Source organism: Novosphingobium hassiacum, assembly GCF_014196055.1.
In the GTDB taxonomy this organism is placed as follows: Bacteria; Pseudomonadota; Alphaproteobacteria; order Sphingomonadales; family Sphingomonadaceae; genus Novosphingobium; species Novosphingobium hassiacum.
The window spans coordinates 1-26,797 of the sequence record NZ_JACICY010000018.1; the positions used below are offsets into that span (position 1 = coordinate 1).

21 protein-coding genes are annotated in these 26,797 nt (G+C 60.4%); 17 read left to right on the plus strand and 4 right to left on the minus strand.

Annotated features, from left to right (window positions below; all coding sequences use genetic code 11):
* The 4 genes from GGQ88_RS19255 to GGQ88_RS19270 all read left to right on the plus strand — a co-directional run.
* Positions 1 to 1,896: strawberry notch C-terminal domain-containing protein (locus tag GGQ88_RS19255; protein ID WP_425490470.1), on the plus strand; the 1,896-nt coding region annotated here is incomplete at its 5' end.
* Position 1,897: 1 nt separating this feature from the next.
* Positions 1,898 to 2,974, plus strand: coding sequence for a DUF7146 domain-containing protein (locus GGQ88_RS19260; protein ID WP_183615094.1), 1,077 nt, complete (start codon positions 1,898 to 1,900; stop codon positions 2,972 to 2,974).
* Between the two features lie 347 nt (positions 2,975 to 3,321).
* Positions 3,322 to 4,239 carry a DUF2493 domain-containing protein gene (locus GGQ88_RS19265; protein WP_183615095.1) on the plus strand — a complete coding sequence of 306 codons (918 nt, stop codon included), beginning with the start codon at positions 3,322 to 3,324 and terminating at the stop codon, positions 4,237 to 4,239.
* A 360-nt stretch (positions 4,240 to 4,599) separates the two neighbouring features.
* The gene (locus tag GGQ88_RS19270; RefSeq protein WP_183615096.1) at positions 4,600 to 10,830 is read left to right on the plus strand and encodes a hypothetical protein; all 6,231 of its coding nucleotides are present in this window, start codon (positions 4,600 to 4,602) and stop codon (positions 10,828 to 10,830) included.
* Here the strand turns inward: GGQ88_RS19270 and GGQ88_RS19275 are convergent.
* Positions 10,820 to 11,580 (minus strand): IS5 family transposase gene (locus tag GGQ88_RS19275; RefSeq protein WP_183615121.1). Its coding sequence is split into 2 segments (ribosomal slippage): positions 10,820 to 11,247 and positions 11,247 to 11,580, totalling 762 coding nucleotides; the frame shifts between segments, so codons are not numbered across the junction. The two genes, GGQ88_RS19270 and GGQ88_RS19275, sit on opposite strands and share 11 nt — an antisense overlap.
* Before the next feature lie 139 nt (positions 11,581 to 11,719).
* Between GGQ88_RS19275 and GGQ88_RS19280 the strand changes: the two genes are divergently transcribed.
* Positions 11,720 to 12,463, plus strand: a complete 744-nt coding sequence (locus GGQ88_RS19280; protein ID WP_183615097.1) for a hypothetical protein — start codon at positions 11,720 to 11,722, stop codon at positions 12,461 to 12,463.
* Positions 12,464 to 12,650: 187 nt separating this feature from the next.
* Here GGQ88_RS19280 and GGQ88_RS19285 read toward each other — a convergent pair whose 3' ends face one another.
* Positions 12,651 to 12,989: a hypothetical protein gene (locus GGQ88_RS19285; protein ID WP_246386368.1), complete on the minus strand. Its 339-nt coding sequence runs from the start codon at positions 12,987 to 12,989 to the stop codon at positions 12,651 to 12,653.
* A gap of 386 nt (positions 12,990 to 13,375) precedes the next feature.
* On the opposite strand from GGQ88_RS19285, the gene GGQ88_RS19290 reads away from it, so the two are divergent.
* The 3 genes from GGQ88_RS19290 to GGQ88_RS19300 all read left to right on the plus strand — a co-directional run bounded on the left by GGQ88_RS19290 (position 13,376) and on the right by GGQ88_RS19300 (position 15,062).
* Positions 13,376 to 13,540, plus strand: a complete 165-nt coding sequence (locus tag GGQ88_RS19290) for a hypothetical protein (RefSeq protein WP_183615099.1) — start codon at positions 13,376 to 13,378, stop codon at positions 13,538 to 13,540.
* Between the two features lie 102 nt (positions 13,541 to 13,642).
* Positions 13,643 to 14,089, plus strand: a complete 447-nt coding sequence (locus tag GGQ88_RS19295) for a hypothetical protein (protein ID WP_183615100.1) — start codon at positions 13,643 to 13,645, stop codon at positions 14,087 to 14,089.
* Between the two features lie 652 nt (positions 14,090 to 14,741).
* A complete protein-coding gene (locus tag GGQ88_RS19300) occupies positions 14,742 to 15,062 on the plus strand; it encodes a DUF736 domain-containing protein (protein ID WP_183615101.1) in 321 nt (106 codons plus the stop codon).
* Between the two features lie 50 nt (positions 15,063 to 15,112).
* On the opposite strand, the gene GGQ88_RS19305 is transcribed toward GGQ88_RS19300, so the two are convergent.
* Entirely contained in the window at positions 15,113 to 15,388 is a 276-nt protein-coding gene (locus GGQ88_RS19305; RefSeq protein ID WP_183615102.1) for an HU family DNA-binding protein, read from the minus strand.
* Between the two features lie 256 nt (positions 15,389 to 15,644).
* On the opposite strand from GGQ88_RS19305, the gene GGQ88_RS19310 reads away from it, so the two are divergent.
* The 5 genes from GGQ88_RS19310 (at position 15,645) to GGQ88_RS19340 (ending at position 21,104) form a co-directional block, all read left to right on the plus strand.
* The gene (locus tag GGQ88_RS19310; RefSeq protein WP_183615103.1) at positions 15,645 to 15,917 is read left to right on the plus strand and encodes a helix-turn-helix transcriptional regulator; all 273 of its coding nucleotides are present in this window, start codon (positions 15,645 to 15,647) and stop codon (positions 15,915 to 15,917) included.
* A 10-nt stretch (positions 15,918 to 15,927) separates the two neighbouring features.
* Positions 15,928 to 16,818, plus strand: coding sequence for a replication initiator protein A (locus tag GGQ88_RS19315; protein WP_183615104.1), 891 nt, complete (start codon positions 15,928 to 15,930; stop codon positions 16,816 to 16,818).
* Between the two features lie 230 nt (positions 16,819 to 17,048).
* Positions 17,049 to 17,504 carry a DUF2840 domain-containing protein gene (locus tag GGQ88_RS21440; RefSeq protein ID WP_281372534.1) on the plus strand — a complete coding sequence of 152 codons (456 nt, stop codon included), beginning with the start codon at positions 17,049 to 17,051 and terminating at the stop codon, positions 17,502 to 17,504.
* A complete protein-coding gene (locus tag GGQ88_RS21840; RefSeq protein ID WP_425490471.1) occupies positions 17,501 to 19,117 on the plus strand; it encodes a DUF736 family protein in 1,617 nt (538 codons plus the stop codon). The genes GGQ88_RS21440 and GGQ88_RS21840 overlap by 4 nt, the downstream gene beginning before the upstream one ends.
* 247 nt (positions 19,118 to 19,364) lie before the next feature.
* A complete protein-coding gene (locus tag GGQ88_RS19340; protein ID WP_183615106.1) occupies positions 19,365 to 21,104 on the plus strand; it encodes a DUF3363 domain-containing protein in 1,740 nt (579 codons plus the stop codon).
* A 2-nt stretch (positions 21,105 to 21,106) separates the two neighbouring features.
* Here GGQ88_RS19340 and GGQ88_RS19345 read toward each other — a convergent pair whose 3' ends face one another.
* Positions 21,107 to 21,610, minus strand: coding sequence for a hypothetical protein (locus GGQ88_RS19345; protein ID WP_183615107.1), 504 nt, complete (start codon positions 21,608 to 21,610; stop codon positions 21,107 to 21,109).
* 229 nt (positions 21,611 to 21,839) lie between these two features.
* Between GGQ88_RS19345 and GGQ88_RS19350 the strand changes: the two genes are divergently transcribed.
* The 4 genes from GGQ88_RS19350 (at position 21,840) to GGQ88_RS19365 (ending at position 26,754) form a co-directional block, all read left to right on the plus strand.
* Positions 21,840 to 23,825: a conjugal transfer protein TraG gene (locus tag GGQ88_RS19350; protein WP_183615108.1), complete on the plus strand. Its 1,986-nt coding sequence runs from the start codon at positions 21,840 to 21,842 to the stop codon at positions 23,823 to 23,825.
* Complete coding sequence (locus GGQ88_RS19355) at positions 23,822 to 24,202, plus strand: ribbon-helix-helix protein, CopG family (protein ID WP_183615109.1); 381 nt, start codon at positions 23,822 to 23,824, stop codon at positions 24,200 to 24,202. Before GGQ88_RS19350 ends, GGQ88_RS19355 begins: the two co-directional genes overlap by 4 nt.
* 315 nt (positions 24,203 to 24,517) lie before the next feature.
* A complete protein-coding gene (locus GGQ88_RS19360; RefSeq protein WP_183615110.1) occupies positions 24,518 to 25,684 on the plus strand; it encodes an acyl-CoA dehydrogenase family protein in 1,167 nt (388 codons plus the stop codon).
* Positions 25,681 to 26,754: a phosphotransferase gene (locus tag GGQ88_RS19365; protein WP_183615111.1), complete on the plus strand. Its 1,074-nt coding sequence runs from the start codon at positions 25,681 to 25,683 to the stop codon at positions 26,752 to 26,754. Before GGQ88_RS19360 ends, GGQ88_RS19365 begins: the two co-directional genes overlap by 4 nt.
* Positions 26,755 to 26,797 lie beyond the last annotated feature (43 nt).

Here is a 26,797-nt window from a genome sequence, read left to right on the forward strand (position 1 = left end):
TGTCAGGCAATTATCTGGAGTGAAATCATGGAAAACCGAAGGAAACCTGCGCCTCCCGCCGCCACGCTCGACATAAACTGCGACTGCAAAGAATATGTTCTGGACTACCTCCTTCACAGCTTCCCGACCCAGCTCCATGAGAGCTTCACCGATGGCGATGGCAATCTCGCCTCTCGGCCTGCCTATGACCGTGATGGCAATGTCGTGCAGTGCCGCGAAGCCATCGAGCGCCGTGACCGGCTGATCGAACAGCTGGCGTCGATGGAACCGGTGCAAGGCGCGCTCGACCAGATCGTCCAGCGGTTCGGGACCGACATGGTGGCCGAAGTCACCGGTCGTTCGCGCCGGATCGTCCGGAAGGTTGATGCGAATGGCGACCGGCTCGCCGTGGAGAACCGGCCTGCCCATGCCAACCTTGCCGAAGCGCAGGCGTTCATGGAAGACAGGAAGCAGATACTCATCTTCTCCGACGCCGGGGGTACCGGGCGCAGCTACCATGCCGATCTGGGCGCGCGGAACCAGCGGCTGCGGCACCATTATTTGCTCGAAGCGGGCTGGAAGGCCGACACCGCAATCCAAGGTCTGGGGCGAACCAACCGCACCAATCAGGCGCAGCCGCCGCTGTTCCGGCCGGTTGCCACCGATGTTCAGGCCGAGAAGCGCTTCCTCTCGACCATTGCCCGGCGGCTAGACACGCTGGGTGCGATCACGCGCGGGCAGCGCCAGACAGGAGGGCAAGGACTGTTCCGACCGGAGGACAATCTCGAAAGCCCCTACGCCCGTGATGCGCTACGCCAACTCTATGTCCTGATCTACGCGGGCAAGGTCGAGCATTGCTCGCTCGCGATTTTCGAGAGCATGACTGGCCTGTCGCTGACCGATGGTAGCGGTTGCCTGAAGGACGACCTGCCGCCGATCACGACCTTCCTCAACCGGTTGCTGGCCTTGACCATCGCGATGCAGAACGTGCTGTTCACGGTGTTCGAGAAAATGCTGACCGCCAAGGTCGAGAGTGCGATTGCCGCGGGAAGCTACGATCTCGGACTCGAAACGCTGACTGCTGACAATTTCACCGTTACCGGTAGCGAGCCGATCTACGTCCACCCCGCAACAGGCGCCGAGACCCGCTTGCTCACGATTGCCATGCGCGAGCGCAACCAGCCGGTGACGCTCGAGAAGGCGCTCGATTTGCTGCGCGAACCCGGTGCATGGCTGCTGGTCAACGCCCGCTCGAAACGCGCTGCGGTCCAGCTTCCCGCCCGCAGCCTCATGCTCGATGACGGCGAGGTGGAGCGTCGCATCCGGCTGATCCGGCCGATGGAACGGTTGAACTTCGCCCTGAACTATTTGGCGGAGACCAGCTGGGAGGAGGTGGACGAGCAAACCTTCGCAGCAACCTGGCAGACCGAACTGGAACAGGTCGAGGAATTCACGCAAAGCGAACTGCACATTGTAACGGGCCTGCTGCTGCCGATTTGGAAGCAGCTCCCTGAAGAATCTACTCGCGTTTACCGGCTTCAGACAGACGATGGCACGCGCATTGTCGGGCGCAGGGTTTCTTCGGCATGGGCCGCGAGCGCAACTGCCAGAACGGACGCGCCGGTCCTTTTGCCACCACAAGCACTCGCCCAGCTGCGGGAAGGCCACACCGTGCTCGACCTTGCCGATGGACTGCAACTGCGCCGTTCGCGGCTGATGCAGGTCAACCGGATCGAACTCACCGGGTTCGGGCAGGCGGCGGTCGACCGGCTGAAGGCCATGGGGCTGTTCTCCGAGATCATCAGCTGGAAGTTGCGCCTGTTCGTGCCGGATGATGTTGTGACAGGACCGGCGGTGATCGAGCGGCTGTTCGAACGGCATCCTCTGGCCCGCATCGCCGACCGGAAGGCTGCCTGACATGCCTGTCCTGAGCAAACTCGAACAGGGGACTCTATCCACTCGCGCGGCGGAACTATCGGAACGGCTTGCGCAAAATGCGCAGGCCGTTTGCCGCCATTATCTGCCTTCAGGGCGCCGCGAAGGCCGCTACTGGATGGTTGGCGATGTTGCCGGCACGCCCGGACGCAGCCTCTACATCCGCCTGTTCGAGACCGAGCGTGGCAGGATCGGCAACTGGGTCGACGCCGCGACCGGCGAGCATGGCGATCTCGTCGATCTCATCCGCCTCAATCAGCGGCATGGCCGACTGGCCGAGACCATCAATGAGGCCGAACGCTTCCTCAGCCTGCCACTATCGGCCTCGAACGATGAGCGCACTGCCACATCCTTCGCCAAGCCCGCACACACCGGGTCCACAACTGCTGCCAAACGGCTTTTCGCTGCATCGAAGCCGCTGATCGGATCGCTGGCTAACGCCTATCTGCGCTCACGCGGCATCACACTGGTCTCGGACCTGCCAGCCCTGCGCTTTCATCAGCGCTGCTATTACCGAGCCAATGAAGGTGACGCCCCCGGAACCCCCGGCGCTTTTCCGGCACTGATTGCAACGGTGACCGATAACGACGGTGTGCAGACCGGCACGCATCGCACGTGGATTGACCCTTCGGGCGTCGGGAAGGCCAATGTTGCATCGCCGCGCCGGGCCATGGGCAATATGCTCGGCAACGCGGTCCGGTTCGGAACAGCGGATGACGTCCTCATTGCAGGCGAAGGCATCGAGACCGTGCTGTCGTTGCGCGAAGTCCTGCCGACCATGCCGATGGCAGCCGCAACCTCGTCGGCCCATCTCGCCGCCATCCTTTTCCCGCCGACGCTTCAGCGCCTCTACGTCGCGCGCGACTGGGATGCAGCAGGCGACGCGGCGTTTGGCATCCTGACCGACCGCACGCAGGCAGCGGGGATCGAGCTCGTGTCGCTCATGCCTGACCTCGCCGACTTCAACGACGATCTCTGCCAGCACGGCGCATCAGCATTGGGTGAGCGGGTTCGCCTTCAGCTGCATGAGCAGGATCGCACGCACTTCTCCATCGACTGAGGCCGAGCCGATACGGGGTCGGAGGATCGAGCTGTGGCGCGCATCATCCAGGGCCAGTGTTCCGGACCAGCCCTGCCTTCCGGGGAGGCGTCCGAGAGACCGGCTGCCGGGTGGCCGCAACGGCGGTCATGCGGCTATTTTCCGGCGGCGCAAACGCGCCTTTCCATCGCGAACCAAAATAGCCGCCCGTCCGCCATCCTCCGCTGCGCTTCGGCCCTGGCCCACCCCAAAAAGTATTACTTTTTGGGGACCCCGAGCGGCGGGTGCGCCCTCCCGTCAGCCGGTCAGAGGGACGCCCATGAAGGCCGGGCAAGGTGCCCGGTTCCAAGGCCCCAAGGACTTGTCCCATGACCATCATGCCCGATTCCGAACCCGAACACGAAGTCTCGCCCACCGCCCATCTTCTCGATGAAATCGCCCTTTACGGCTATCGCCCGTTCTCGGATGAAGCCGACCCACGGCCACTCCCGGAGGAGCGCATCGCTGCTGGTGCCGTCGTCGACATGTTCGATGCCCTCATCGCCACCATGATCGACACGAGGCTCGAACCCGATCTGGAAGATCTGTGCTGGTCGCTCGCCAACCTCTTCCACCGCGCCGAGTTCCGCATCCAGCGCGAGCTCGATGACAATGAAGATGCCCAGAAACGCAGTCAGCGCGAGCAGGATGGGTCCGAAGTCAATTCTGTCGAGCTCGAACGGCATACCCGCGAAGGCATCGGGCTGATCGAACGCCGCAACGCCATGGAGTTCATGCGCGAAGCCGCCGCCGACCAGTTCGAAGCGCATTTCCGTAAAGCCTGGACGCCGCGCACCGGATCACTGGTCAACCATCGCACCCTGACCGCCGCGATGATCGACAGCCGCGACTTCCTTGCCGCCAAGCGCCGGTCGGAAACCGAGCCGATGCTGCCCGCCGGCACGCGGATCGCATTCACCTCGGGTCCCGCCTATCAGGATCACAACCGCATATGGGCTGCGCTCGACAAAGTTCTCGCCAAATATCCCGACATGGTCGTGTTTCATGGCGGCAATCCGACCGGCGGCGAACACATCGCCTCGCTCTGGGCACGCGCACGCAAGATCACCCATGTTCCGTTCCGGCCCGACTGGGAACGGTTCAAGAAGGCGGCTCCGTTCCGTCGCAACGATCAAATGCTCGAGGTGATGCCGAAGGCTGTGGTTGCCTGTCCAGGCAATGGCATCAATGCCAACCTGGTCGACAAGGCTCGCAAGATGGGGATTACGGTTTGGGCGATCGAATGACCGAGGCTAGGGACTGACCGGTAAGTCCGCTTCAGATCTAAGCCGCCATACATTCACCGTCGCAATCTCCGGCCCGTAATGACCAAGGTTGGGGACACTCCGGAACGGCAGTTCTAGGGAGTGAATTGCGGATAGCGGTCATTCTGGACGATAAGTCGGCATATCGGCTGCGCGCCGGTCGTGCGGCGTCGTGTTCAGCAGATCTGGAAGCGGGTATTTGGTCATGGCGCTTGGCGCGGCATCGTGAACGCACGACCCTGGATAACCTTGCTGACTGCAAGGAATGGAAGGACCGGCCCTGTGCGCGACTTTTCCCAAGCGCGCCATTGTGAGCGAAGCTAGCCACAGTTAGACACCCTCATGGCTCGCACTGAATATTCCGGCAAACGCGGTGGCAACGCTGGCGATGATTTCCATGAAATTTGGGCAATGCGACGGGCGCTTGAGATTGTTGCTCCCCATTCGACAGTCCAGCAAGTCACCGTTGAAGGGGTGTTAGCTGAAGACGAGGTCGGATCAGATCGAGCCGCGTGGGATGGGGTCGATTGCGCCATTTATCATGGCGGCACCGATGGGACATTCAATTGCATTGAACTCGTTCAGCTAAAGTATTCGGGTTCGGAGCCTTCCAAGCCGTGGTCGCTTGCTCGCCTAACTCAATCTGCGCGCAAGGCGCGCAACAGCTCAGTCATTGCCCGGCTGTCGGAAGCCTATGCGGCGATGGCAACCAAATATGCTCACTTGGCTCGCGACGAGAAGATCACCGTGAAACTGGTGAGCAACCAGCCCGCGTCCGCGGAGTTGGAGAGACTTCTGGACTTGCCATCTGAAGATCATGAACTTGCCGAGATTCGCCGCGCGGCTGGGCTTCAAGCTGCTGAGTTTTCGGCGTTCTGGTCTGCGTTGGACTTATCCGAGTTGGGGACCGTGGGCCGCCATCAGCTAGAGGAAAAATTGATCCTTGAGATCGCAGCTTGGGAGCCGACTGACACCGCCAGATACGTGGACAAGTTTCGCGTTTTCATCCGAAATCGAATGAAACCCGAGGGCGAAGGTGCTCCCATCACGGTGGAAAGCATCCTCGGGGGCGTTTTCAATGTTGGTGCTCAAACTCTGTTTCCTTGTCCGAACGAAATAGAGCCATTGGAGCATCTCGTTCAACGTGCGGCCTCTCGCGAAATTATCGACATCTGGCACACAGGCACCGCGAGGGTCTGTCTTCACGGCCAGGGCGGTGAAGGCAAGACGACAGTGCTTCAGGAAATTTCCAGCCGGCTACCGAGCAACTCGGTGATGGTAATCTACGATTGCTACGGCGCTGGCTCATATCTGGATTCTGACGGCCTCCGGCATAAGCCGAGCGATGCGTTCCGCCAGATGGGCAATGATGCAAGTGCGGAGCTGCTCCTTCCCCTTTTGGTGTCTCAGGATCGTGACGCCGATCACGTGAGGCTTTTTTCAACACGCCTAAAGAAGGTGGCTGAGACATTGGCCTCGCTGGATGAGGACGCGTTGTTAGTCGTGGCTGTGGATGCAGCCGACAACGCTGTGACCGCTGCAAATGAGACGACCGACATGCAGTCATTCGTGCCCGCGTTCCTTGAGTTGGGCACGCAACCAGCGAATGTGCGCTTTCTGGTTAGCGCACGCTCAGGACGGCTTGGTCAGCTCGCCCTTCCTCGGGACTACAAGCTCGTGTCGCTTACGGGATTTACTCGCGAGGAGACTTTGAAGTTTCTCAAGAGCCAACTCCCCATCGACGACGAGGACGAAAGGATTGGAGAGATTCATCGGCTCTCGGGAGGAAATCCACGTGTTCTTCAGTATGTCTTAAAGGCTGCCGACGATGACGTGTCCCGCCTGCTCGATTTCCTTGCCCCGAACGGAAAGAATCTGGGGGGCATTTTCGATGAAATAATCGAAAATGCGTTCAAGAAGGTCGGAGCGGGCGGCGACATCAAGCGGCTCTGCGCGGGTTTGACTTTGTTGCCTCGCCCTGTCCCGATCGACTGCCTGGCAGCGGCTTGCGGATTAGACGAAGCGCATACGCGCGACATCCTGGCTGACTTGTCTCCTGGCGTCATCGTGGACAGCGAGCATGTAGGCTTTCGGGACGAAGATTTCGAAGCACATATCCGGGATCACGGCGCTGCCCTGAGTCCGGAAATCCTCGAAGCCGCGGCTAGTCACTTAGAAAAGCTCTCCCAATGCGATGCCTATGCAGCCGAACATGCGGCCGACATTCTCTTTCGGGCAGGCCGATTGGATGAGGTTCTCGCGCTCGCACAACAGCAGATGTCGGACTACCCGATAGATGACCCTGCCTTGCGCACGCTTGTCTACGAGCGCCGTATGCGAGCGGCAATCCGCTCATGTCGGCAAACCGGAAACGCGCGCGATGCGACCACGCTCTTGTTGGCCGGTGCCGACGCTTTCCGGAAAGACGCAGCGATCCGAGAATTGCTTTTCGACAACCTCGATCTAGCAGCGAGGTTCTCGCAAGATCAGATGCGTCAAATCTTTCTGGCCGACCCGACAAAAAGACCGGGGCACGGAAGCTTCCTGATGCAGTCAATCGCAGTTGCCAGCGAGAGCGGCGACCGGCTCGAATATTCCTCCGAGAAGAGACTCCTTTCGGCCTGGCTTGAGAGCTTTCGAGAGCGGCGGCGCAATGAAGAGCACGATGAATATGGCGAACGTGATTGGCAGCTCAATGCCCCCGACCTAGCGGCTTGGATCGAAGGCGTAGCTGGCGTGGAAGGTTGGGAAGCCGCACACCGCGTTACGCTGGGCGCGCGCCCAATCAGGTTCCGGCAGAGCATACGTTTCGCATTGATCGACCGGCTCGCCCGGAAAGGCAATTTTGAAGCTCTTCAGAGCTATCTATCACACTTGCCCAATGGATTTCCAGGCAAGGGGCTGGCGCAGGCTCTGCTCGCCTTAGGAGGGCGTCCGTTCGACGAGGTAGAGTTGCTGGCCGATCTCGAAAGGCATGCCACAGCCGCGGCTGCGCTATTCACCTCTGCCGAGCAAAGCTACGGCGATGAAGGAACTTCGCTAGACGTACTTGAGTTGTGGATCTCCGCGATTGAGGTGGCACTGATTCATGGCGCCACGAAGACTAAGATCAGGAGCATTCTCGCGCCAATGTGCTCCAGAGATGTCAGGTCGCGGGTTCGCTTCGACCGGCACGTATCTGTCGCTGCTAACATGGTTCTCCGGGCGTTCGCGCTCTACCAAAATCTAGCCGGACGGACATCGAGAGCGAGTGACTTTGTTGTCGCGCCGGTGGTGCGAGGGCGATCCAAAGCTGCACAGCTTAAGAAGCGGGAACGCGATGAAAACGTCGCGAAAGCAGTCAAACGCGTCGAAAGAGTTTGGCCAGCGTACCAGACTCGCGCGGCAATTCTGCGTGGGAGTATCAGCGCACCCGAGGCAGTTGAAGCAATTCGCAAATCGCTAAAGCTGCCGACAGGGTCGTTCGCCTACGAAGAGGAGAGGTTCGACCTTCGGACACGCGATCACTATCTCGCTCGATCTCTTCTGCTCTTGTTCGCAATTGAAGACATTCCGTCGACCGATCTTTTCGATGTCACGCTTTCGCTGTTCCAAAAGTTCGAGTTTCCTGGACGAAGTGCGGCCAGTCAGCTGCTTCGTTTTGCTCAGTTCGTCCCTCGAACGAAGGAACTCGTTCTCGACAAGATTCGAGAGGTTAACGTCGCTTGGCGCGAAGAGAAGGTTCCTTCGTACGACAAGATCGAAGGCATAACTCGATACTCGCGCATCGCGCTACTGCAGAGTCACAAGGTTGCTCTGGAGGGTTTTGATCTCGCAATCGAGATCGCCTCAGAGATCGACGCTGAATCGGTGCATGCGTTGGCGATCTGTGAGCAACTTTCGAGGCATGCCCGAGAGTACTTAGGCGATGATGCTGCGATGTCTATCGCGCGCGATCTAGGCGCAATAGCGCAAGACGTGGGGCTCAGAGTTGGGTCCAATGATGGGTTTCCTTGGCGAGAGATCGCCGCGGCCCTTGCGTATCTTTCGCCCCCTCACGCCTTCGCCATTTGCGCCAGATTTCATGAGATTGGCCTCACCGGCCTTGACGAGTTGCTCGACCCAATCTTGACCGCGTGCATCAGGTCTAAAGCACTATCTGCCCCTTGCATAACCGCGTTGCTCGCCCTTCTCGATGGACCGTCCAGCCGTGTTCTGGACGAACTCAGTAGACTTGACAGCGGCGTGGACGATCGGTGCTGGGCAATCGTTGCCAAAGACGCCCTCATTCGAGGCAATGGCTCAATTCCCGCACTGAGCAAACAACTGGGCGCGCGGGTCGCAAAGGCCGGCAAGGCCGGAAACCATGTTTTGGATGCCGCAGCATTCCTAGAAGGTCTTCCTAAGACCACCGATAGGGGGGGCTCGGTGGATATCTCTGGCCTCGCCAAGCAATCAACTCAGCTTGATTGGACGAAAATCTCATCTGCGGACGATCTGGCGGAGGCTCTCAATTCGGTCATTAGTGCCGCGCCAGAAGGTAGCTATCTCACGCAGGACACCGTACTCTCGAGCAGCCTGCTCGCGCTTCCTGAACATCGACGCGTGGACATTCTGACGTACGTCACCCCCGATGCTGAGAGATTCAGACTCACCTATCAGTTCGGCGAATTTCTTTTCCGCTGGTTGAGCGCTTGGAAGGATACGCCGGGCGTGGCGCGTTGGTGCCGGAAGCACCTGCTGAACGTGATTGCCAACAATCTACCAGCGCTAACTCGCTACCTTGAGATGGGCCAATCCCGGTTAGGGTCGCTCATCGCGCTTACTGATGCGAATGGGACAGCGGTAATCGACGCATTGTTGTCTGGGGTCGCGCAGTCGATCGACGAATTACATTCTGCAACTATATATTTCTTGGCGGCAGAGATCGCGACACGAGGGCCTGGCGAAGACTGCGCGGACGCACTTAGAGATCACATTTCACGCCGACTCATTCGTCTTGAACCCTCAGACCGCATGCTGCCCAACATGAATGGTGTGCCGGTTGATCCGCCACTCGGTGTGTCTCAATTCGTATTCGCTCTACTCGGAAGCCCGATCGTTCCGTTACGTTGGCAGGCGGCGCACGTGGTACGCCGTTTGGCCCAACTTGATCAAACGAGCACGCTCTACAGCATGTTCGAATGCTATGACCAAGACGGGAACCACAGCTTTGGGCACCCCGAAGCGCCCCCGTACATACTAAGTTCCAGACTATGGTTGCTCATAGGGATAGCTAGAGCCGCTTGGGAATCACCCTCACAGATTATGTGTTTCAAGGATGTCCTGTTCGCCATCGGCGAATCTGCATCCTTTCCGCATGTTCTCATTCGTTCATTTGCGCAATTGGCCCTTAAAGGCTTGGTTTATCGTAACCCAGATCAATTTTCATCCGCAGAAGCGCTTCGTATTGTGCAGATTAATGCGCCGGCCAAAGCAAGAGCCAAGAAAAAGGGGAAAGGATACCGTTCGACTTTTGAGAAATATGGAACGGATCATACTAAGAATAGGAAGTTCAGATTTGATACGATGGACACTCTGCCGTATTGCTACGACTATGCCGTAAGGGGCTTTGCAAATCCCAGCGCAAAGAAGTTTCTCGATCGGGCCGAGCACTGGATTCTAGAGGAGTGGGCTTCGCCAGAGCGTGCGCGTGACGTTGATGCCTTGCGACGAGGTTCAAATCTTTGGCGAAAGGACGGCTTTTCGACCAGCACGTCCCACGGCTCGAACCCATCCATCGAGACCTACCACACCTACCTTGAAACTCACGCGATGTATTGTGCCGTTGGCGATTTCCTTGTGAGCGAACCGCTCGATAAGGATGCCGATAACTGGGACCGATTCGAAGCATGGCTTGAGCGACAAGGGCTAACCATGGCCCCGATTTGGCTTAGCGACCTTCGGCTTCCAAAACCATTGGAAGTGCAGGCATGGCGAGAGCCAACTACGGATGCGACTTGGCTCAAAAAGCGTGATGAGGATGACTATCGCCGCGAACTAGCGCTTGAGGACGCGGATTGGCTGGTGCTGGCGAGTGACCAATGGGCAAGTAGCCATTCGCTGACCGCAACCGTACGCGTGGAGTCTTGCCTAGTGTCAGGCGAAACCGCCTCATCTCTGCGGCGCACGCTGGAAGCGTCTCCCAACTCCTATGGGTACCGCTTAGCGATCCGCGATGATGACGAGATCAATCATGGAGACTTCACACTTCGTTCGATCCTGCACGATTGCGACACCGACACCGGACTCGATCAGCACGATCGATTCCGTGGCGACCTAACACGACCATCAATCGCGCCCAGACATTGGGTACTCAAATTGCTGGGTCTAAGCCATTGCCCCCACGGATATCCTAATTGGCTGGATCAAGACGGCCGGGTGGCGATACAAGATCGTGCTTGGAGCGATGATGCCAATTACAGCGACCGCTCTGATTTTAGGTATCGCGTCCACGGTCATCGCTTGCTGATCCGACGAGACAAATTGAAAGAGCTGCTAGACAAAACCAAACTCGACCTTGCGGTTGAGCTAGGCTCAGGACTCATTGATTGAGCCAGAAGATGAAGGTTGCTGCGATGCAGATGGCGGACATGAAGGTGTGGGCGCAGCGGTCGTAGCGGGTATGGATGCGGCGCCAGTCCTTCAGTCTGCCGAACATGTTCTCGATCTTGTGCCGACGACGATAGAGAATGGTGTCGTGCGGGATTTGGACTTTGCGATTGGCTTTTGACGGGATGCAGGCGGCGATCTTGCGGTCAGCCAGGGCATCGCGGAACCAGTCGGCGTCATAGCCTTTGTCGCCGAGCAGGGTTTTGGCCTTGGGAAAGGCGTCGATCATCAGCGCCGCGCCCTTGAAGTCGCTCATCTGGCCTTCGCTGAGCAGCATGATCAGCGGCCGACCATGACCATCGCAAACCGCGTGCAATTTGGAGTTCAGGCCGCCTTTGGTGCGCCCGATACGGCGGGGAACAGCCCCTTTTTGAGCAGACTGGCTGCCGTCCTGTGCGCCTTCAGATGGGTCGCATCGATCATCAACTGATCCTGCTTTCCGCCCTTGGCTGCCAATGCTGCGAAGATTTTGTCGAACACGCCCAAACGGCTCCAACGGATGAACCGGTTGTAGATCGTTTTGGGTGGACCGTACTCGGCAGGAACATCACGCCACCGCAGGCCATTGCGGATCACGAAGATGATGCCGCTGATGACCCGACAATCATCAACCCTTGGGACCCCGTGCGACAAAGGAAAGTATGGCTCAATCCGGCGCATTTGCGCCTCCGACAACCAGATTAGATCACTCATGGCAACGCCTCCTCGCGCCGCCATTGAATCAACCAAGCGCATTCCATTCAAGCGATTTAATAGGTCCTGAGCCTAACGATGAGGCGGGGCATTGGCAAAGACTACCGGCGCACAGGGGTCAAGGAAGAGGAAACCGAGTTTGATCGGATCATCATCTTCCGACAGAACGGGCGGATCGAAACGACCGGAAAACATCTCGGTACTTGGCGCGCGGATCGAGCGCGAGCTAGGCGTCGCCGGTCGTGATGACACTCTCGCGAGATGGATGGCCAACCGCATCGCAGAGTTGATAGCCGAAAGCCAGCGCGCCGCTCAGGGGGCAGAAAAAGCCAAGATTGATAGTGCCATCGAGAAGCTGATCCTTGACCTTTGGTCGCATCGTGCGGCGTTACCTGGCAACGTCGATCCCAGCAAGCGCCTATCCAAGGCTTTGGATATTCTCGATAAGCTAGAACCGAAACGCAGTTTTTTCGCTCAAAGGCCCTACCAAGATGCCCAACTGGAACACGAGGCTGTGGCCGCATACCAGTTGATCGAGAATCTCGTGGTGCAACTCACTCTCCTGAAGTTAACGGAAGACCTCCCGAATCCCGACGAGACCGAACTTCCTCTGAGTGCTGAAGAAGTCGAATTTCGTCGAAAAATTCAGACCTTGATGGACCATCACGTTCGTGGATCATCGATCTACATTATGCGTGATCGTCAAGAAGAAACGCGGTCGGATGAGGAAATCCTGAGGGAGAAGATCGATGCCGGAGCTTTACAAGCTATTGAAACACTCGCCTCTGTCCGCCGCCTGCTTGCCAGCGGGGAGGAACAGCAGGAAGACACGAAGGCAAAGGCTACGAAACCCCCTCGCCCCCGCTCGCGGAAGAAGGTTTAGCCAGGCGGAGGTTCTTCCGCTGAGTTAGCGGGAGCCAACTTCTCTCCGCCGCGCGCCAGTAAGGTGAATGTGACCGGAAGCGGGGGATGAACGGATGGCAGGTTTTAGCCCATCCGATTAACGTCCCGAACGTCGCCTTATGCGGCGAAAATTGCCCCAATCGGACGTTAGGGGAACCGGGCCGGAGTCATATGGACTGGATGCTGAATGCAAACCAGGCGCTGGCGGCGTGATCGTATAGCTGCACCATTTGGTCAGTCACGGTGAGTGAGTAATGGCTCTTCGAGAGCTGGTCAAAACCCCGCGCCGTCGCGCCTTCGATCTCAAGGGAGACATGGGCATCGTCGCTGCCGTCGTACAGTTGAGGAAGGCGGCCGCCGAACCTTGATGATCGATCGCCGTCAAAGCCTTGAAGCCGGTCACCGCGAGTTTCGGCCGCGATCTGCAAATCCTGCCCAGTGGCGTGATCGTGGACGCCCGACACTGTTTGGCGAAAGACAAAGGCGTGAGCCGCTGCAGCGACCATGGCTCGAGTGTGAGGTAACATTCTGCCACTTGGCAATGAGCGCACCAGGAAGCAAGCATTCAGATCTCGCTGGCGGCAGCTTTCGAGACGTCCAGCGGTGGGTCAACGGTGGAACTCTTGGCAATTGCGGCAACAAGCTTCGACTAACCGGAGTAGGGCGCGACGCCGCACAGCCTTTCCGTTTCTGAAGGCAAGGCGACCACCCCGCTCTCAAAGGCCAATCCGTTGGCCGCCCCAAAGCCTCCTTCAATCAACCCGTGGAGGGTCCGCTACGCTTCGCGTGCGGCCACTACGGCCTTCCGCCTTCGCGGTGATTGCGGCTTTGCGCCGTCTGTCCGGGCCTGTCGAGCGGGGATGGTCCCTGCTTGCGAGACAGGAGCTCGAACATGTCACTCGCCATCGCACAGCGTCACGCCTGGAGCCTTGCCCGCACCCTGATGGTCTGCGTCACCCTGTTCCACGCCGGCAACGGTTATGCCGCCGTTCCAACATCGGAATTCGAGGGCGATGCCAGCAGCATTGTCTACGAATATGACCCGTTCAATCCCTGATCGTGCCAATTCGCACTATGCCGACTGGCTGGATGCCCATCGGGTATTCCAGCCATGGCGCATTTCTGCTATGGATTCCCAGCACATTGCGCTGCGGTGGTGGTGGAGAGCGCGTCCCTTGCCCTTGGCTTCAAGGAGGACGCCATGCTGATCGGCATTGCCCTGATAATCGTCGCAGTATTCCTATGCTGCGCGCTTCTATTTCGCCTTGCGATCCATGCCTTGCCGCTGTTCGTGGCCTTTCTCGCCGGTTCTACCACTTACCGGGGTGGAAACGGGATGGTTGCTGGGCTCGCCGCCGCAGCCATTGCTGCGATCATCTTGCTGGTAATCGCACAATTGGCGATCGCTGTCGCCAGGCCCGACACGGCCCGGGCGGCGATCGGTGTCGCCTTTGCTGCCCCGGCAGCCGTTGCTGGGTATCATGCCGTCCACGGCGTCGCGGCGGCGACCATGCCGACGAGCGAGTGGCAGTTTGCCGTCTCGCTTCTCGGCGCAGCGATTGTCGCTGCGGCATCCTGGGCACAGTGGCGCCGCGTTCGCCTCTAGCTTCGTCATTTTCCAAAGCCCCGCCCGGCGAGTTCCGGGCGGGGCTGGCACGGTCAGTTGAGCCGTTATGAGGCAGGCGCTGCGATCATTGCGCAGGCTTGGCCATTCTTGTTCCGGGCGTGGTGGGTCTGGGCGTTGTCCGGGACTGAGCAAGACCGAGTATTCGCGACCAACACAGGACTGGGCTGTGGCAAGCCGAATGCGCGGTTCAAGATCAGATCCCAGCACAGCGCATCAGCGTTACCGATATCTGGACCTGCGAGCACGACCTGCAAGCGCACCGTAGGACGTTACACTTTTGATCGAAGCCGGGTCTGGCGAGTCCGAAAAAGTGCCATGGCTCCCGGTCAAGTGGGACCCCAGCCCTTTGCCGCCTCTTCAATGGCCTTGGTTGGCAGGGGATGGCTGCGCCGCTTGATCCCTTGCTGCAACGCCGTCTGCGCCGACTTTCTTCCCCTGGGCGTTTTCACCCCATGCAGCAGACCGCATGGGGACCCCGATTCCGCCCATTCCTCGCGAGACAAGAAAGCCGTCTGGCCGCCGTCCTCCACTCTGTTCCGGTCCTGCGGATGCAGCGGGCACAAGCCCCTGCCTTCAACTAGCCATCGAGGCCGCGATGGGCGCGGGTTCGACCAACTTGAAGGAATGCATCATGGCCAACATCGGAACTTTCACCAAGACCGGCAACGAATACAAGGGCGAGATCGTCACCATGTCGGTCCAGCAGAAGAACGTTCGCATCGTTCCCGAAGACAGCGACAACGAAAATGCACCGTCGCACCGGGTCTTTGTCGGCCGCGCAGAAATCGGCGCCGCTTGGACCAAGCGCTCGACCGAAGGTCGCGACTATCTCTCGGTCAAGCTCGACGATCCCAGCTTCACTGCCCCCATCTTCGCCAACCTCTTCGACGACGAAGACGGCAAGAGCTTCAATCTGATCTGGTCGCGCGCCCGCCGCACCAACGGCGACTGACAGGTCCAGCAACGCCCCGTCCGGCACTAGCCGGGCGGGGCTTGTTGCATTCAGCCGTTGAGCTTGTCCTTGACCGCCTTGGCGGGCGTGAAAGTGAGCTTTTTGGCAGCTGCGATCTGGATCGTCGCTCCGCTCGAAGGATTACGGCCTTCGCGCGCAGGCGTGGCCTTCACCTTGAACTTGCCAAAGCCGTTGATCGAGATCTCATCGTTGCCAGCGGCGGCGTCAGCGATGGCAGAGAATACGCCGTCCACCAGCTTGCGCGCATCGGTCTTGGTCAGGCCGGCATCGGCGGCAATCTGTTCGGCGAGGTCACTGTTGTTCATGTTACGCGTGTTCCTTGGTCTGCAAATGAGGTCGCGGGTTTAGGGGAAACGAATCTCGCCGTCCATGTTCCGGATTGCCGCCTGGTCATCGCCAGGCATCGCATCTTCTCCACCGCTGACCTCAACCGCAGCGGGGCGGGGTGACAGATGCGGGAGGGCGCATTGTGTCACTCCACCTGCACGCCCGTGCCACGCCAATGCTCGCGAACCTCAGCGACAGCCCGCTGCCGCTGTCACCTTTCGCCGGAGCCTTGCGATGGACGCCGTACCCACACCCGTGACCGCCCGCTTCTTGCGGACACCCGATGCCGCCGTTCACCTCGGATTGTCGGCCCGCACGCTGGAAAAGCACCGCTGCTTTGGAACTGGCCCCATATACCGCAAGCTGGGCGGGCGGATCGTCTACTCAGTCGTCGACCTCGATGCCTGGGCCGAGCAGGGGCTTCGCCGCTCGACCAGCGATCCAGGCAAGGGGGTCGTCCACCCCGCCAAGCGGCTGGACGGCTACACCCCGCCGGTGCGGCGCTGAAGTCAGGATCATGCCTCGCGCGCCAACCTTCCCGGTCAGCCCTGTGCAACTCGATCTGTTCGTGAGCGTCGGCGGCGATATCGCCGCCCGCGATGCGCAGGACCTGATGGCCTGGCCCTTCTTCAGTCTCGCCAAATCCAAGCGGGTGCGCCCGATCGATTTCCGGATGGGTGACGTCTCGATCCTGGTTGAGGCGACCGCCAAGCACGGCATGGCGACCATCTGGGATGCCGATGTGCTGATCTGGGTCGCCAGCCAGATCGTCGAGGCACGTGACAGGGGCCGGCCGACCTCGCGCCTGATCGCCGCAACCCCGCATGAAATCCTCGCCTTCACCCGGCGTGGCACCGGCAAGGCAAGCTATGACCGGCTCAAGGCTGGGCTCGACCGGTTGCAGTCGACCTCGGTCGCAACCTCGATCCGCCAGCGGCACTCATCAAACGGGTCGCGGCGGCGGCACCGCTTCTCCTGGATCAACGAATGGAAGGAACGCCTCGACGGTTCAGGCCGTGCCCTCGGCATCGAGCTGATCGTGCCCGACTGGTTCTACGAGGGCGTGATCGATCAAGCGCTCGTCCTGACGATCGACCCTGATTACTTCGCGCTCACCGGAGGCCTGGAGCGCTGGCTCTATCGCCTGGTGCGCAAGCACGGTGGCAAGCAGAAGGGTGGCTGGAGCTTCGACTTTCAGCACCTTCATCTCAAATCCGGCGCCCTCTCGCCGCCCAAGCGCTTCGCGTTCGAGTTGCGCGACATCGTCCGCCGACAGGCGCTGCCTGGCTACGCGCTGACCATCGAACATACACTCGGCCGCGAGCGGCTGAACTTCGTCGCGCTGCCCGTCGATCCATTCGAGGCGGCCATGAGGCGAGTTGGTCTGATCCCTGTGGATAAGTCGTGATGCAACACGGACTATCAGGAACCGCCGGACTCGGACGATCAGGAACCCAAAGTTCGGACTATCGGGAACCGGAATCGGCCCCAAACCCGCAGAAATGCTTGGCCTTCGAGCCCCTTAACATAGCTAACAAAGAATCCTTCGGATTCTTGCTAACGGGAGGGAGCCTGTGGACAGACGGCAGCGTCCCGCCATGCACGCCCACCAGCGCTGCACATGATGGCGCCCCGCAACTGACCCAGGTCACATTGGTCTGGCAGGAGAGCAAACGCGAAGACTGGCTCAAGTTCGGTAGGCCGGTTGCGACAAGAATCGTCGATCGCAAGCAGCGGATCGAAGGCTATGCAGCAGGGCAGGTGTTCGGCCTGGTCCGTTGGGCGTCCAACGAATATGGCACCGTTCGCTCGACGTTCGACATCGTTCGTGCCGTCGAAGCGCACGAACCGTGCGTTCCCGTTCCCCAAGTCAATCCTGGCGGGGAACTCCTGCTCAGTTTGCGTGGCTGGCCCAAGGTTGCGCAAGTGTTCCGCCTGATCGATGCCATCGAGTCTGCGGGCATTGATCCGTGCGATGTTGCCCCCGATCACTGGCGCCACATCCACAACCGGCTTGCAGGGCGCGAAAATCCTCGGGACTACAGCGTGGCGCGCCACCGTGCATGGCTCCTGCGTAAGGCGTTTCTGCCATGATCCGGCGCAGCTCTGTCGTTGCAGGTGTCGTTGGGGCCGCCACACTCGCGACGCTGACCGTTCCGGTCTCGCAGTACGCGGTGTGGAACACGACAGCCAGCGTGCCCACCGGGCTCTACGCCATCAGCAGCACGGCGAGCTTGCACGTGGGCGAGCGTGTTGCGCTCGAACCACCACCCGAACTGCGGCGCTTCCTCGCCGCGCGCGGCTATCTCCCAGCCACTGTACCACTGATCAAGCGCATCGCCGCGGTGCGCGGCCAGCGCGTCTGCCGGTTCGCGCATGGCGTGACTGTCGACGGCACTTACGTCGGCGCGGCGCATGCCCGCGACCGCCTTGGTCGTCCGCTGCCGGTATGGTTCGGCTGCCAGACGCTGCGCAGTGGTGAGATTTTCGTGATGAACCCGGCCGCGCCCGACAGCTTCGATGGCCGCTATTTCGGCGTCCTGCACATGGCCGACGTGATCGGCCGCGCGACACCTGTCTGGACCGATGAAGCGGGGAATGGCGACCATGTCTGGTTCGCGGATCCGCGCACTTTCGACAATTTTCCCAACACCAACGAAGGAGAACGACCCATGCGTATCGGAACATTTGTTGCCGCCGATGGCGGCTTTGTCGGACATCTGCACACACTGACGCTCGACATCGATCTTGTCCTCCTCCCCGCAGACCCATCGGACAGCGAAAGTGCGCCGGACTTTCGCGTGATCGCAGGCGAGGGTGACGAGGTGCGCGACGTTGGCGCCGGCTGGAAGCACGTTGGCGAGAGGGCTGGCGACTACGTGGCGATCCAGTTCGACGACCCCGCATTCATCCAGCCGCTGCGTGCCAACCTTTTCAAGAGCGAAGGCAACGCACATGTGTTGCTCTGGTCGCGCCCGTCCCGGCGCGAAAAGGCGGACTGCGCCATGCGACGGTTCCGCTTGGGGCTGGCCGCCTGCACAGCCATCGCATTCTTCAGTAGTGTGCCAGCCTCAGGGCAGGCCGCTGCCGGACAGGCAGCGCCGCGCGTCGTCGACATCGCTTCGCACGTCGCCGAGGCGTCTCGGCGCTTTGGCATTCCCGAGCACTGGATCTACGCCGTGATGCGCACCGAGAGCGCGGGGCGGATCAGCGCGGTTTCGTTAAAGGGGGCGATGGGCCTGATGCAACTCATGCCCGGAACCTGGGCGCGTCAGCGTACCCGGTTCGGGCTCGGTGCAGACCCGTTCGAACCGCGCGACAACATTCTGGCGGGCGCGTCGTACCTGCGCGAAATGTACGATAGCTACGGAGCCTCCGGCTTCCTTGCTGCCTACAATGCAGGACCTGGCCGCTACGAAGACTGGCGAGATCGCGGCCGTCCGCTCCCCGCCGAAACCCGGGCCTACGTCGCCAAGATTGCACCTGCCGTGCAGTCTGGCAGCGCGCCGACTGTCGTCGCCAGCGCAATGCCCGTGCAGCCTGTGCGCAGGCCCTGGACACAAGCCCAGCTATTCTCGGTTCGCAGGGGACCTTTGGCGGATGCATCCAGCGGCTTTGCCGCCACCGCGCCGCCTGCACCAGGTTCAGATCAAACCGATCCCCTCAACGGTCTCTTTGCCCCCGTTTCGGGCAGCCGTTCGCAGTGACCGCGCTTTTGCCCTTCTCGCGCGTGATGGCGTGGCTTGGCGCGGGATTGTGCGGAAGCTCGATCTTGGAAGGGGTGGCCCAATTAGGATGGCAAGATAAAAGCAGCGCCGTCGGTTGGGGTGGAGAGTGTAGGAATTCCTGGACTTTCAGCGCCAGCCACCTTGATGCCCTGCTGGCAGCAATCCCCGCAATCGTCGCTTTTTCGCCATTTTCAGCGCCGTCGCCCTCTCGCCACCCCCAGTTTCCGTGAACGACGACGACTTCACTGTTCGGCCAAGACTGGTCAGGGACCGGGGCAGCCGCACGGCCAAGCCCAGGTCGCTCGTCGCGCAGGTCCGCGCCCTGTCCAACAAGGCCGGGCGCGTCGGCATTTCCGGACACGGTCGCCGCGGGACTGGACGCAATGCGCGTGGCCGGAGGGCCGTGCTGCGGATGCGGGTTCAGCCTGGTCAGCGCCGTGTACTGGTCAAGGCCCGGGTGGTCCGGCACGCAGGCACACGCTTTTTGGCTGCTCCGCTTTCCCGGCACATCACCTATCTGAAGCGCGAGGGCGTTACGCGGGACGGGAAAGATGCCGAGCTGTTCGGGAGTGCGGATGGTCCGGCCGATGGCGGGGCTTTCGCGACACGCTGCGCCGATGACCGCCATCACTTCCGCTTCATCGTGTCGCCAGAAGACGCGGGCGAACTCGCCGATGTCCGGGCATTCACCCGCGAGCTTGTGACCGATATGGAAATGGATCTCGGCACCCGGCTCGACTGGGTGGCGGTCGATCACTGGAACACCGACAATCCGCACATCCATATCCTGATGCGTGGGCGTGCCGACGACGGCCGCGATCTGGTGATCGACAAGGATTATATTCGCGAGGGCATGCGTGGCCGCGCCGAGGAGCGGGTCACCATCGAACTGGGACCGCGCAGCGAGCGCGAGATCGATCGGGCCCTGGCGCGTGAGGTCGAAGCTGACCGCTGGACCAGCCTCGACCGGCGGCTGGAGCGCATGGCCGATGAACTGGGTGGCGTCATCGATCTTCGCCCCGATCCACGAGGTCCACAGTCACCACTCGAACGGCATCTGATCGGACGGGCGGGTAAGCTCGAGCGTCTGGGATTGGCGACTGGCATTGCGCCGGGTTGCTGGGCGCTAAGGTCAGACCTCGAGCTCACACTGCGGCAGCTCGGTGTTCGCGGCGACATCATCAAGACCATGCATCGTGCCATGACCGGCCACGGCTACCAAGCAGACACGGCACGGTTCGCGATGCATGATGGCGCTGCCGACGAACCGATCGTCGGTCGCCTTGTCGAACGCGGCTTGCATGACGAGCTGACCGGCGCGGCCTATGCGGTGGTCGATGGCGCAGACGGGCGCGTCCACCATCTCCGCTTCGCCGATCTGGAGCAGACAGGCGATGCCGCGTCTGGCGCAATCGTGGCCTTGCGATCCTGGACCGACCGTAGGGGACGCCAAGGCCAATCGCTCTGGGTCCAATCGGACCTGGCGCTTGCCGAGCAGGTCACCGCGCGCGGGAGCACCTGGCTGGACCGGCAGCTGATATCTTCCGAGCCGATCCACTCCGGAGGCGGGTTTGGGGCGGAGATTGAACAGGCAAAGCACGCCCGTGCCGAGCATCTGGTGACCGAGGGACTTGCAACGCGCAGCGCCGGGCGCATCGTCATGGCAAGGGACATCCTGAACACGCTACGCTCGCGGGAAATAGCCGATGCCACCGCCGCCATCACCGCGCGCACCGGTATGCCATACAGGCCAAGTGCGGAGGGCGAGGCCGTATCGGGCACTTACACGCAACGCCTGCAGCTGGCCTCTGGCAGGTTCGCAGTGATCGATGACGGACTGGGATTTGAACTCGTGCCATGGCGCCCGCAGCTGGACAGGCATCTCGGCCAGCATGTTTCCGGCACAATCAAGGCAGGGGGCGGCATCGATTGGACGCTGGGCCGATCGCGCGGGATCGGGATCTGACGTTACAGTGCTGCTCTCAGTTCGTGCCTTTGCCTGACGGGCAACAGGTCAGCAACCGCAAGCATTAGTTCCAGAAGTCGACGATCCTCGGTTGTGCCCCGTCGCGCTTCGCGAAGCTCTGGCCGGACAACCATGATCCGAACTTTCTGTGCCTTGCCCCCGCGTGGGCGCTTACCATACTGATTCAGCCACGCTTCGAGTTCTGAATAGAGGCGGGCATATTCGGGGGTGCTAGGCCGAACTTCGTCGAACCATGGCCTCAGTGCGTTTTCGGTGTTCCGACCGTCAAGCTTCCCGTAGTTGTTGAGGTACTGCTCTGCCGAAAGCTTCTCGTAGCCGACGAACTTCGAGAATCCGAAGAGCGGACCTTCGCCGTCGCGTTCGAGAACGTAGAATGCGTGTGCCAAGCCGAGACGGTCAGCCAGCGCAGAATGGCTTTCGAGTTCCACATTCAAACATCGGATCGCGTCGAGAACGCTTTCCAAGTTTTGTACGAGTTTCATCATGACCACTCCCATCTATTCAATCTACCTATGATCTAGATTTTTTAGATCGCGGGATCAACCTAAATCATCTACTTCAGATCTAGAATTATTAGAGACTACATGCGACCGGATGTCATGCTTTCACGCGGGGGTTTCCGATTCTTCGCCAGCATGCGGCTTTTACCGATCGAGCCTTGCAATGCGACGTGGTGGCCCCTGACATGCGCCCTAAGCAGATAGGAGATGACCATTGTCCGCCGCGAAGATACTATGGGGCCAAGTCATGGCCGTCCTCGTCATCATTCTGGCGAGTCTCTGGGCAGCTACCCAGTGGGCAGCCTCGGCGCTCGGCTTCCAGCCGGAGTTAGGTGTGCCATGGTTCGCACTGTTCGGCCATCCAGTCTACAGGCCATACGACCTGTTCTGGTGGTGGTTCGCCTACGATGCCTATGCACCGCAGATCTTCGACAAGGCCGGGATGATCGCCACCTCGGGTGGGTTGATTGCGATCGTGGTGGCCATTGCCATGTCGGTCTGGCGCGGGCGGGAGGCACGGAGTTCCAACACCTACGGTTCGGCTCATTGGGCAACCCGCAGTGACATCACAAAGGCGGGGCTCCTCGCCGAAAAGGGCGTGGTGCTGGGCAAATTCCACAACACCTACCTGCGGCACGACGGCCCCGAACACGTCCTGTGCTTTGCCCCCACCCGTTCGGGCAAGGGCGTTGGCCTGGTCATTCCAACCCTGCTCACTTGGGGCGGCTCGGCGATCGTTCACGATATCAAAGGTGAAAACTGGGGACTGACCGCTGGCTTCCGTTCAGGCTTCAGCCGCGTTCTGCTGTTCGATCCCACCAACCTCAAATCTGCCGCCTACAATCCCTTGCTCGAGGTGCGACACGGCATCTGGGAGGTGCGCGATGTCCAGAATGTCGCAGATGTCCTCGTCGATCCGGAAGGCAGTCTGGAGAAACGCAATCACTGGGAGAAGACCAGTCACGCCTTGCTGGTCGGAGCGATCCTCCACGTCCTCTATGCTGAGGCCGACAAGACGCTCGCCGGCGTTGCCGCCTTCCTCTCGGACCCCGGCCGCACCATCGAAACCACATTGAAGGCAATGATGGCGACGCCGCATCTGGGCGATGCCGGACCGCATCCCGTTGTTGCCAGCGCGGCGCGCGAGCTGCTCAACAAGTCGGAGAATGAGCGGTCAGGCGTGCTCTCGACTGCCATGTCGTTCCTGGGACTCTACCGCGACCCGGTGATCGCTGAGGTCACACGCCGCTCCGAATGGCGGATCGCTGACCTGGTCGATGGCAAACGCCCGGTGACGCTTTACCTGGTCGTGCCGCCGTCCGACATCAACCGGACCAAACCGTTGATCCGCCTCATCCTCAATCAGGTCGGCAGGCGGCTCACCGAGGAACTGGAGGCGGGGAAGGATCGGCACCGGTTGCTGCTCATGCTCGACGAGTTTCCAGCATTAGGCCGCCTCGACTTCTTCGAAAGCGCGCTGGCGTTCATGGCGGGTTATGGGCTCAAGGCTTTCCTCATCGCCCAGTCGCTCAACCAGATCGAGCGGGCTTACGGCGCGAACAACTCGATCCTCGACAACTGTCATGTCCGCGTGGCCTTTGCCACCAACGACGAGCGCACCGCCAAGCGCGTGTCGGAATCGCTGGGCACGGCCACGGAGCAGCGCTCGATGAAGAACTATGCCGGTCACCGGCTATCACCGTGGTTAGGGCATCTCATGATATCCCGCTCCGAAACCTCGCGCCCGCTGCTGACCCAAGGCGAAATCCTGCAACTGCCCGAGACCGACGAGATCGTGATGCTGTCCGGCGTGCCGCCAGTGCGGGCAAAGAAGGCCCGCTACTATGCCGATCCCCGTCTGCAGGGCAGGATCCGGAAACCGCCGACGCCCACAGCTGTTCGGATGGGTGAGCTACCGGCAGACGACTGGAGCCAAGTGCCGGTCGTACAGCCTGTTCGACAGTCGATGTCGATTCTATCGAGCGGCGAAGATGAAGCCAATGGCGGCGTTAGACGAGAACCGGAACTGCCGCTGCACGTCGAGATCGCTCCTGCGCCGAAACCCCAGCCCAGCGAATTCGACTTCGCCAATGGCGATGACACTGACGACGATGCAGCGCAGTCGGAGCGGCTTCGCGCCAGGATGGTCGCGAACTCACGTCAAGCCGCTATGGATCCCGGCGACGGGATCGAGCTGTGAAATCTAAGCACACGTTCCGGCTGTCGCGCGAGGTCGCGAGCCAGTTAGCAGAATTGGCAATCCGCAAACGCGTGTCGCAGGCTGAGATCGTTGAGGCCGCACTGATGTCGTTTCTTACGCCAGATGATTCTGAGCGGATGGAGGCCGCGCTAAGCCGTCGAATTGACAGAGTCTTTCGCCAATTGGATCAGCTGGATCAGCACGTCGAACTTGGGAACGAGGCCTTGGGGCTATTTGTGCGATTCTGGCTTACGGCAAATCCACCACTTCCAGGCGCTGGAGGGGAAGCTGCTCAATCACAGGGGAAGGAACGCTTCGACGCCTTTGTCCGAGCGCTGGCGCGGAGACTGGAAGGCACTGAGCGTTTAGGCGGTTAGGAAAAACGTGAAGTGTCGCTAAATAGGCTCGCCGCGTGATCCCGACCACGACCGAATATCAATTTTGATCTAAGCTGACGGAAATGTGCCGCTCACGGCTCGAGTGGTTGCCACGGCAACATAGTTATCAAATCTGGCGCCGGCCACGGCCAGCAAACGCGGCGCTACATCTGCCTTAGCAAACACGCCAGGGAACACAACTATATATACAGTTGAGGGGATATGACTTAGGAGGCCCGCTCCTGGCGGGACGTTATATCCGATATGGTGGATGAACCCGCGTGTCTATTCGGCCTAGGTTGCGGGAGTAGAAACATGCCAAGTGCACGAGCACAAGTGATTGCGGACAAGGTCGAGGCCTTCGTGAGAAATGTCGTCGTTCCTTATGAACGCGACCCACGATGTGGTTTTCACGGGCCTGCAGATGATCTGGTCGAAGAGTTGCGTGCGAAAGCACACGCCGCTGGTGTCCTGAGTCCGCATATCTTGCCTGACGGTAGTCATCTTTCTCAGCGTGAGACTGCCGTCGTCCTGATTCGCTCAGGTCTGTCGCCACTAGGACCTGTCGCTTGCAATACCGCTGCGCCTGACGAGGGAAACATGTACCTGTTAGGCAAGGTCGGTACCCCCGAACAAAAGGAGCGTTTCCTGACGCCGTTGGTCACCGGTGTCGCACGATCGGCTTTTTTCATGACTGAACCCGCAAGCGAAGGCGGGGCAGGCTCCGATCCGTCAATGATGCTCACCTCCTGCCGTCAGGACGGCAACCACTGGGTCATCAATGGTCGCAAGGCATTTATAACCGGGGCGCAGGGCGCCAAGGTAGGCATCGTGATGGCCAAGTCCGATGATGGAGCCTGCATGTTCCTGGTCGAGCTGCCCGATCCGGCAATCCGGATCGAGCGCGTGCTGGACACTATCGACAGTTCGATGCCCGGCGGCCACTCGGTTGTAATGTTGGACAATCTGCGCGTGCCCGCCGACCAGATGCTGGGTGCCAGCGGCGAAGGGTTCAAGTATGCTCAGGTGCGCCTCTCGCCTGCGCGGCTGTCACACTGTATGCGCTGGCTTGGCGGAGTAATTCGCGCGCAGGAAATCGCTACGGCCTATGCCTGTCAGCGCCATGCCTTTGGCAAGCCGCTGGTCGATCACGAGGGGGTCGGCTTTATGCTGGCCGAAAATCTGATCGACATTCGCCAGTGCCAGCTGATGATCGATTGGTGTGCCAGCGTACTTGATACCGGATCTCTGGCTACAGCGGAAAGCTCAATGGCCAAGGTTGCTGTAAGCGAGGCGCTGATGCGCATCGCCGACAAGTGCGTGCAAGTCATGGGCGGCACCGGCGTTTCGGGTGACACAGTGGTCGAGCAGATCTTTCGTGAAGTCCGCGCTTTCCGGATCTACGACGGCCCAACCGAGGTCCACAAGTGGAGCCTGGCCAAGAAGATCAAGCGCGACTTCGGCCAGGCGACTGCCGCATGAGCACCGTGGGCGACGCCAACCTCGGGACTGTGCCGGTCCGCGAGGGCTTTGCGTTCGACGAACAAGCCCTCGCTGGCTGGCTGAGCGCCAACGTGCCCGGGTATTCCGGGCCGCTTGTGGTTGAACAGTTCAAGGGAGGGCAATCCAACCCGACCTACAAGCTGGCCACGCCCGACAAGAGCTATGTGCTGCGGCGCAAACCTCCAGGCATACTGCTCAAGGGGGCGCACGCTGTCGACCGTGAGGCAAGGGTGCTTGCCGGGCTCGAGCAGGCGAATTTTCCTGTAGCGCACGTTCATGGCCTGTGCACCGATGAGAGTGTCATCGGGACGTGGTTTTACGTCATGGATCTGGTCGAGGGGCGTATTTTCTGGGATGCGACCGTTCCCGGAGTGTCGAATGCCGAGCGCGCCGCGATCTTCAGTGCGATGAATGCCACAATGGGCCAACTCCACATGGTCGATTACAAGGCGGTCGGACTGGCCGACTATGGGCGGCCGGGAGACTATTTTCAGCGGCAGATTGGACGATGGTCGCGGCAGTACCTTGAAGACGACCTCGCCGGGCGCAATCCCGACATGGATCGGCTGATCGCATGGCTATCGGCGAACATTCCGGCAAACGACGACGCCACGAGCATTACCCATGGCGACTTTCGCATCGATAACATGATCTTTCATCCAACCGAGCCGCGCGTCCTTGCCGTGCTCGACTGGGAGCTCTCAACCCTTGGCCATCCGGGTGCAGATTTTGCTTACAATGCCATGATGTACCGTATGCCCCCGTACATCGTCGCAGGGCTGGGCGGTGTGGATGTCGCCGCGCTTGGCATACCTTCGGAGGAGCAATATCTTGCCGCCTATTGCCGCCAGACGGGGCGCGAGGACATGCCGGGCTATGACTATTACGTGGCGTTCAACTTCTTCCGGCTCGCGGCGATCTTCCACGGGATCAAGGGACGCGTGCTGCGGGGAACTGCGTCAAGTGGTCAAGCGCAAGAGCGCGTGGCGGTGCTGCCCGAACTCTTTGCCCTCGCCTGGGAACAGGCACGGCGCGCGGGGGCACGCTGAGGCTCGACAGTCGCAGGGCGACAAGTTGACGGCCTGCAATAAC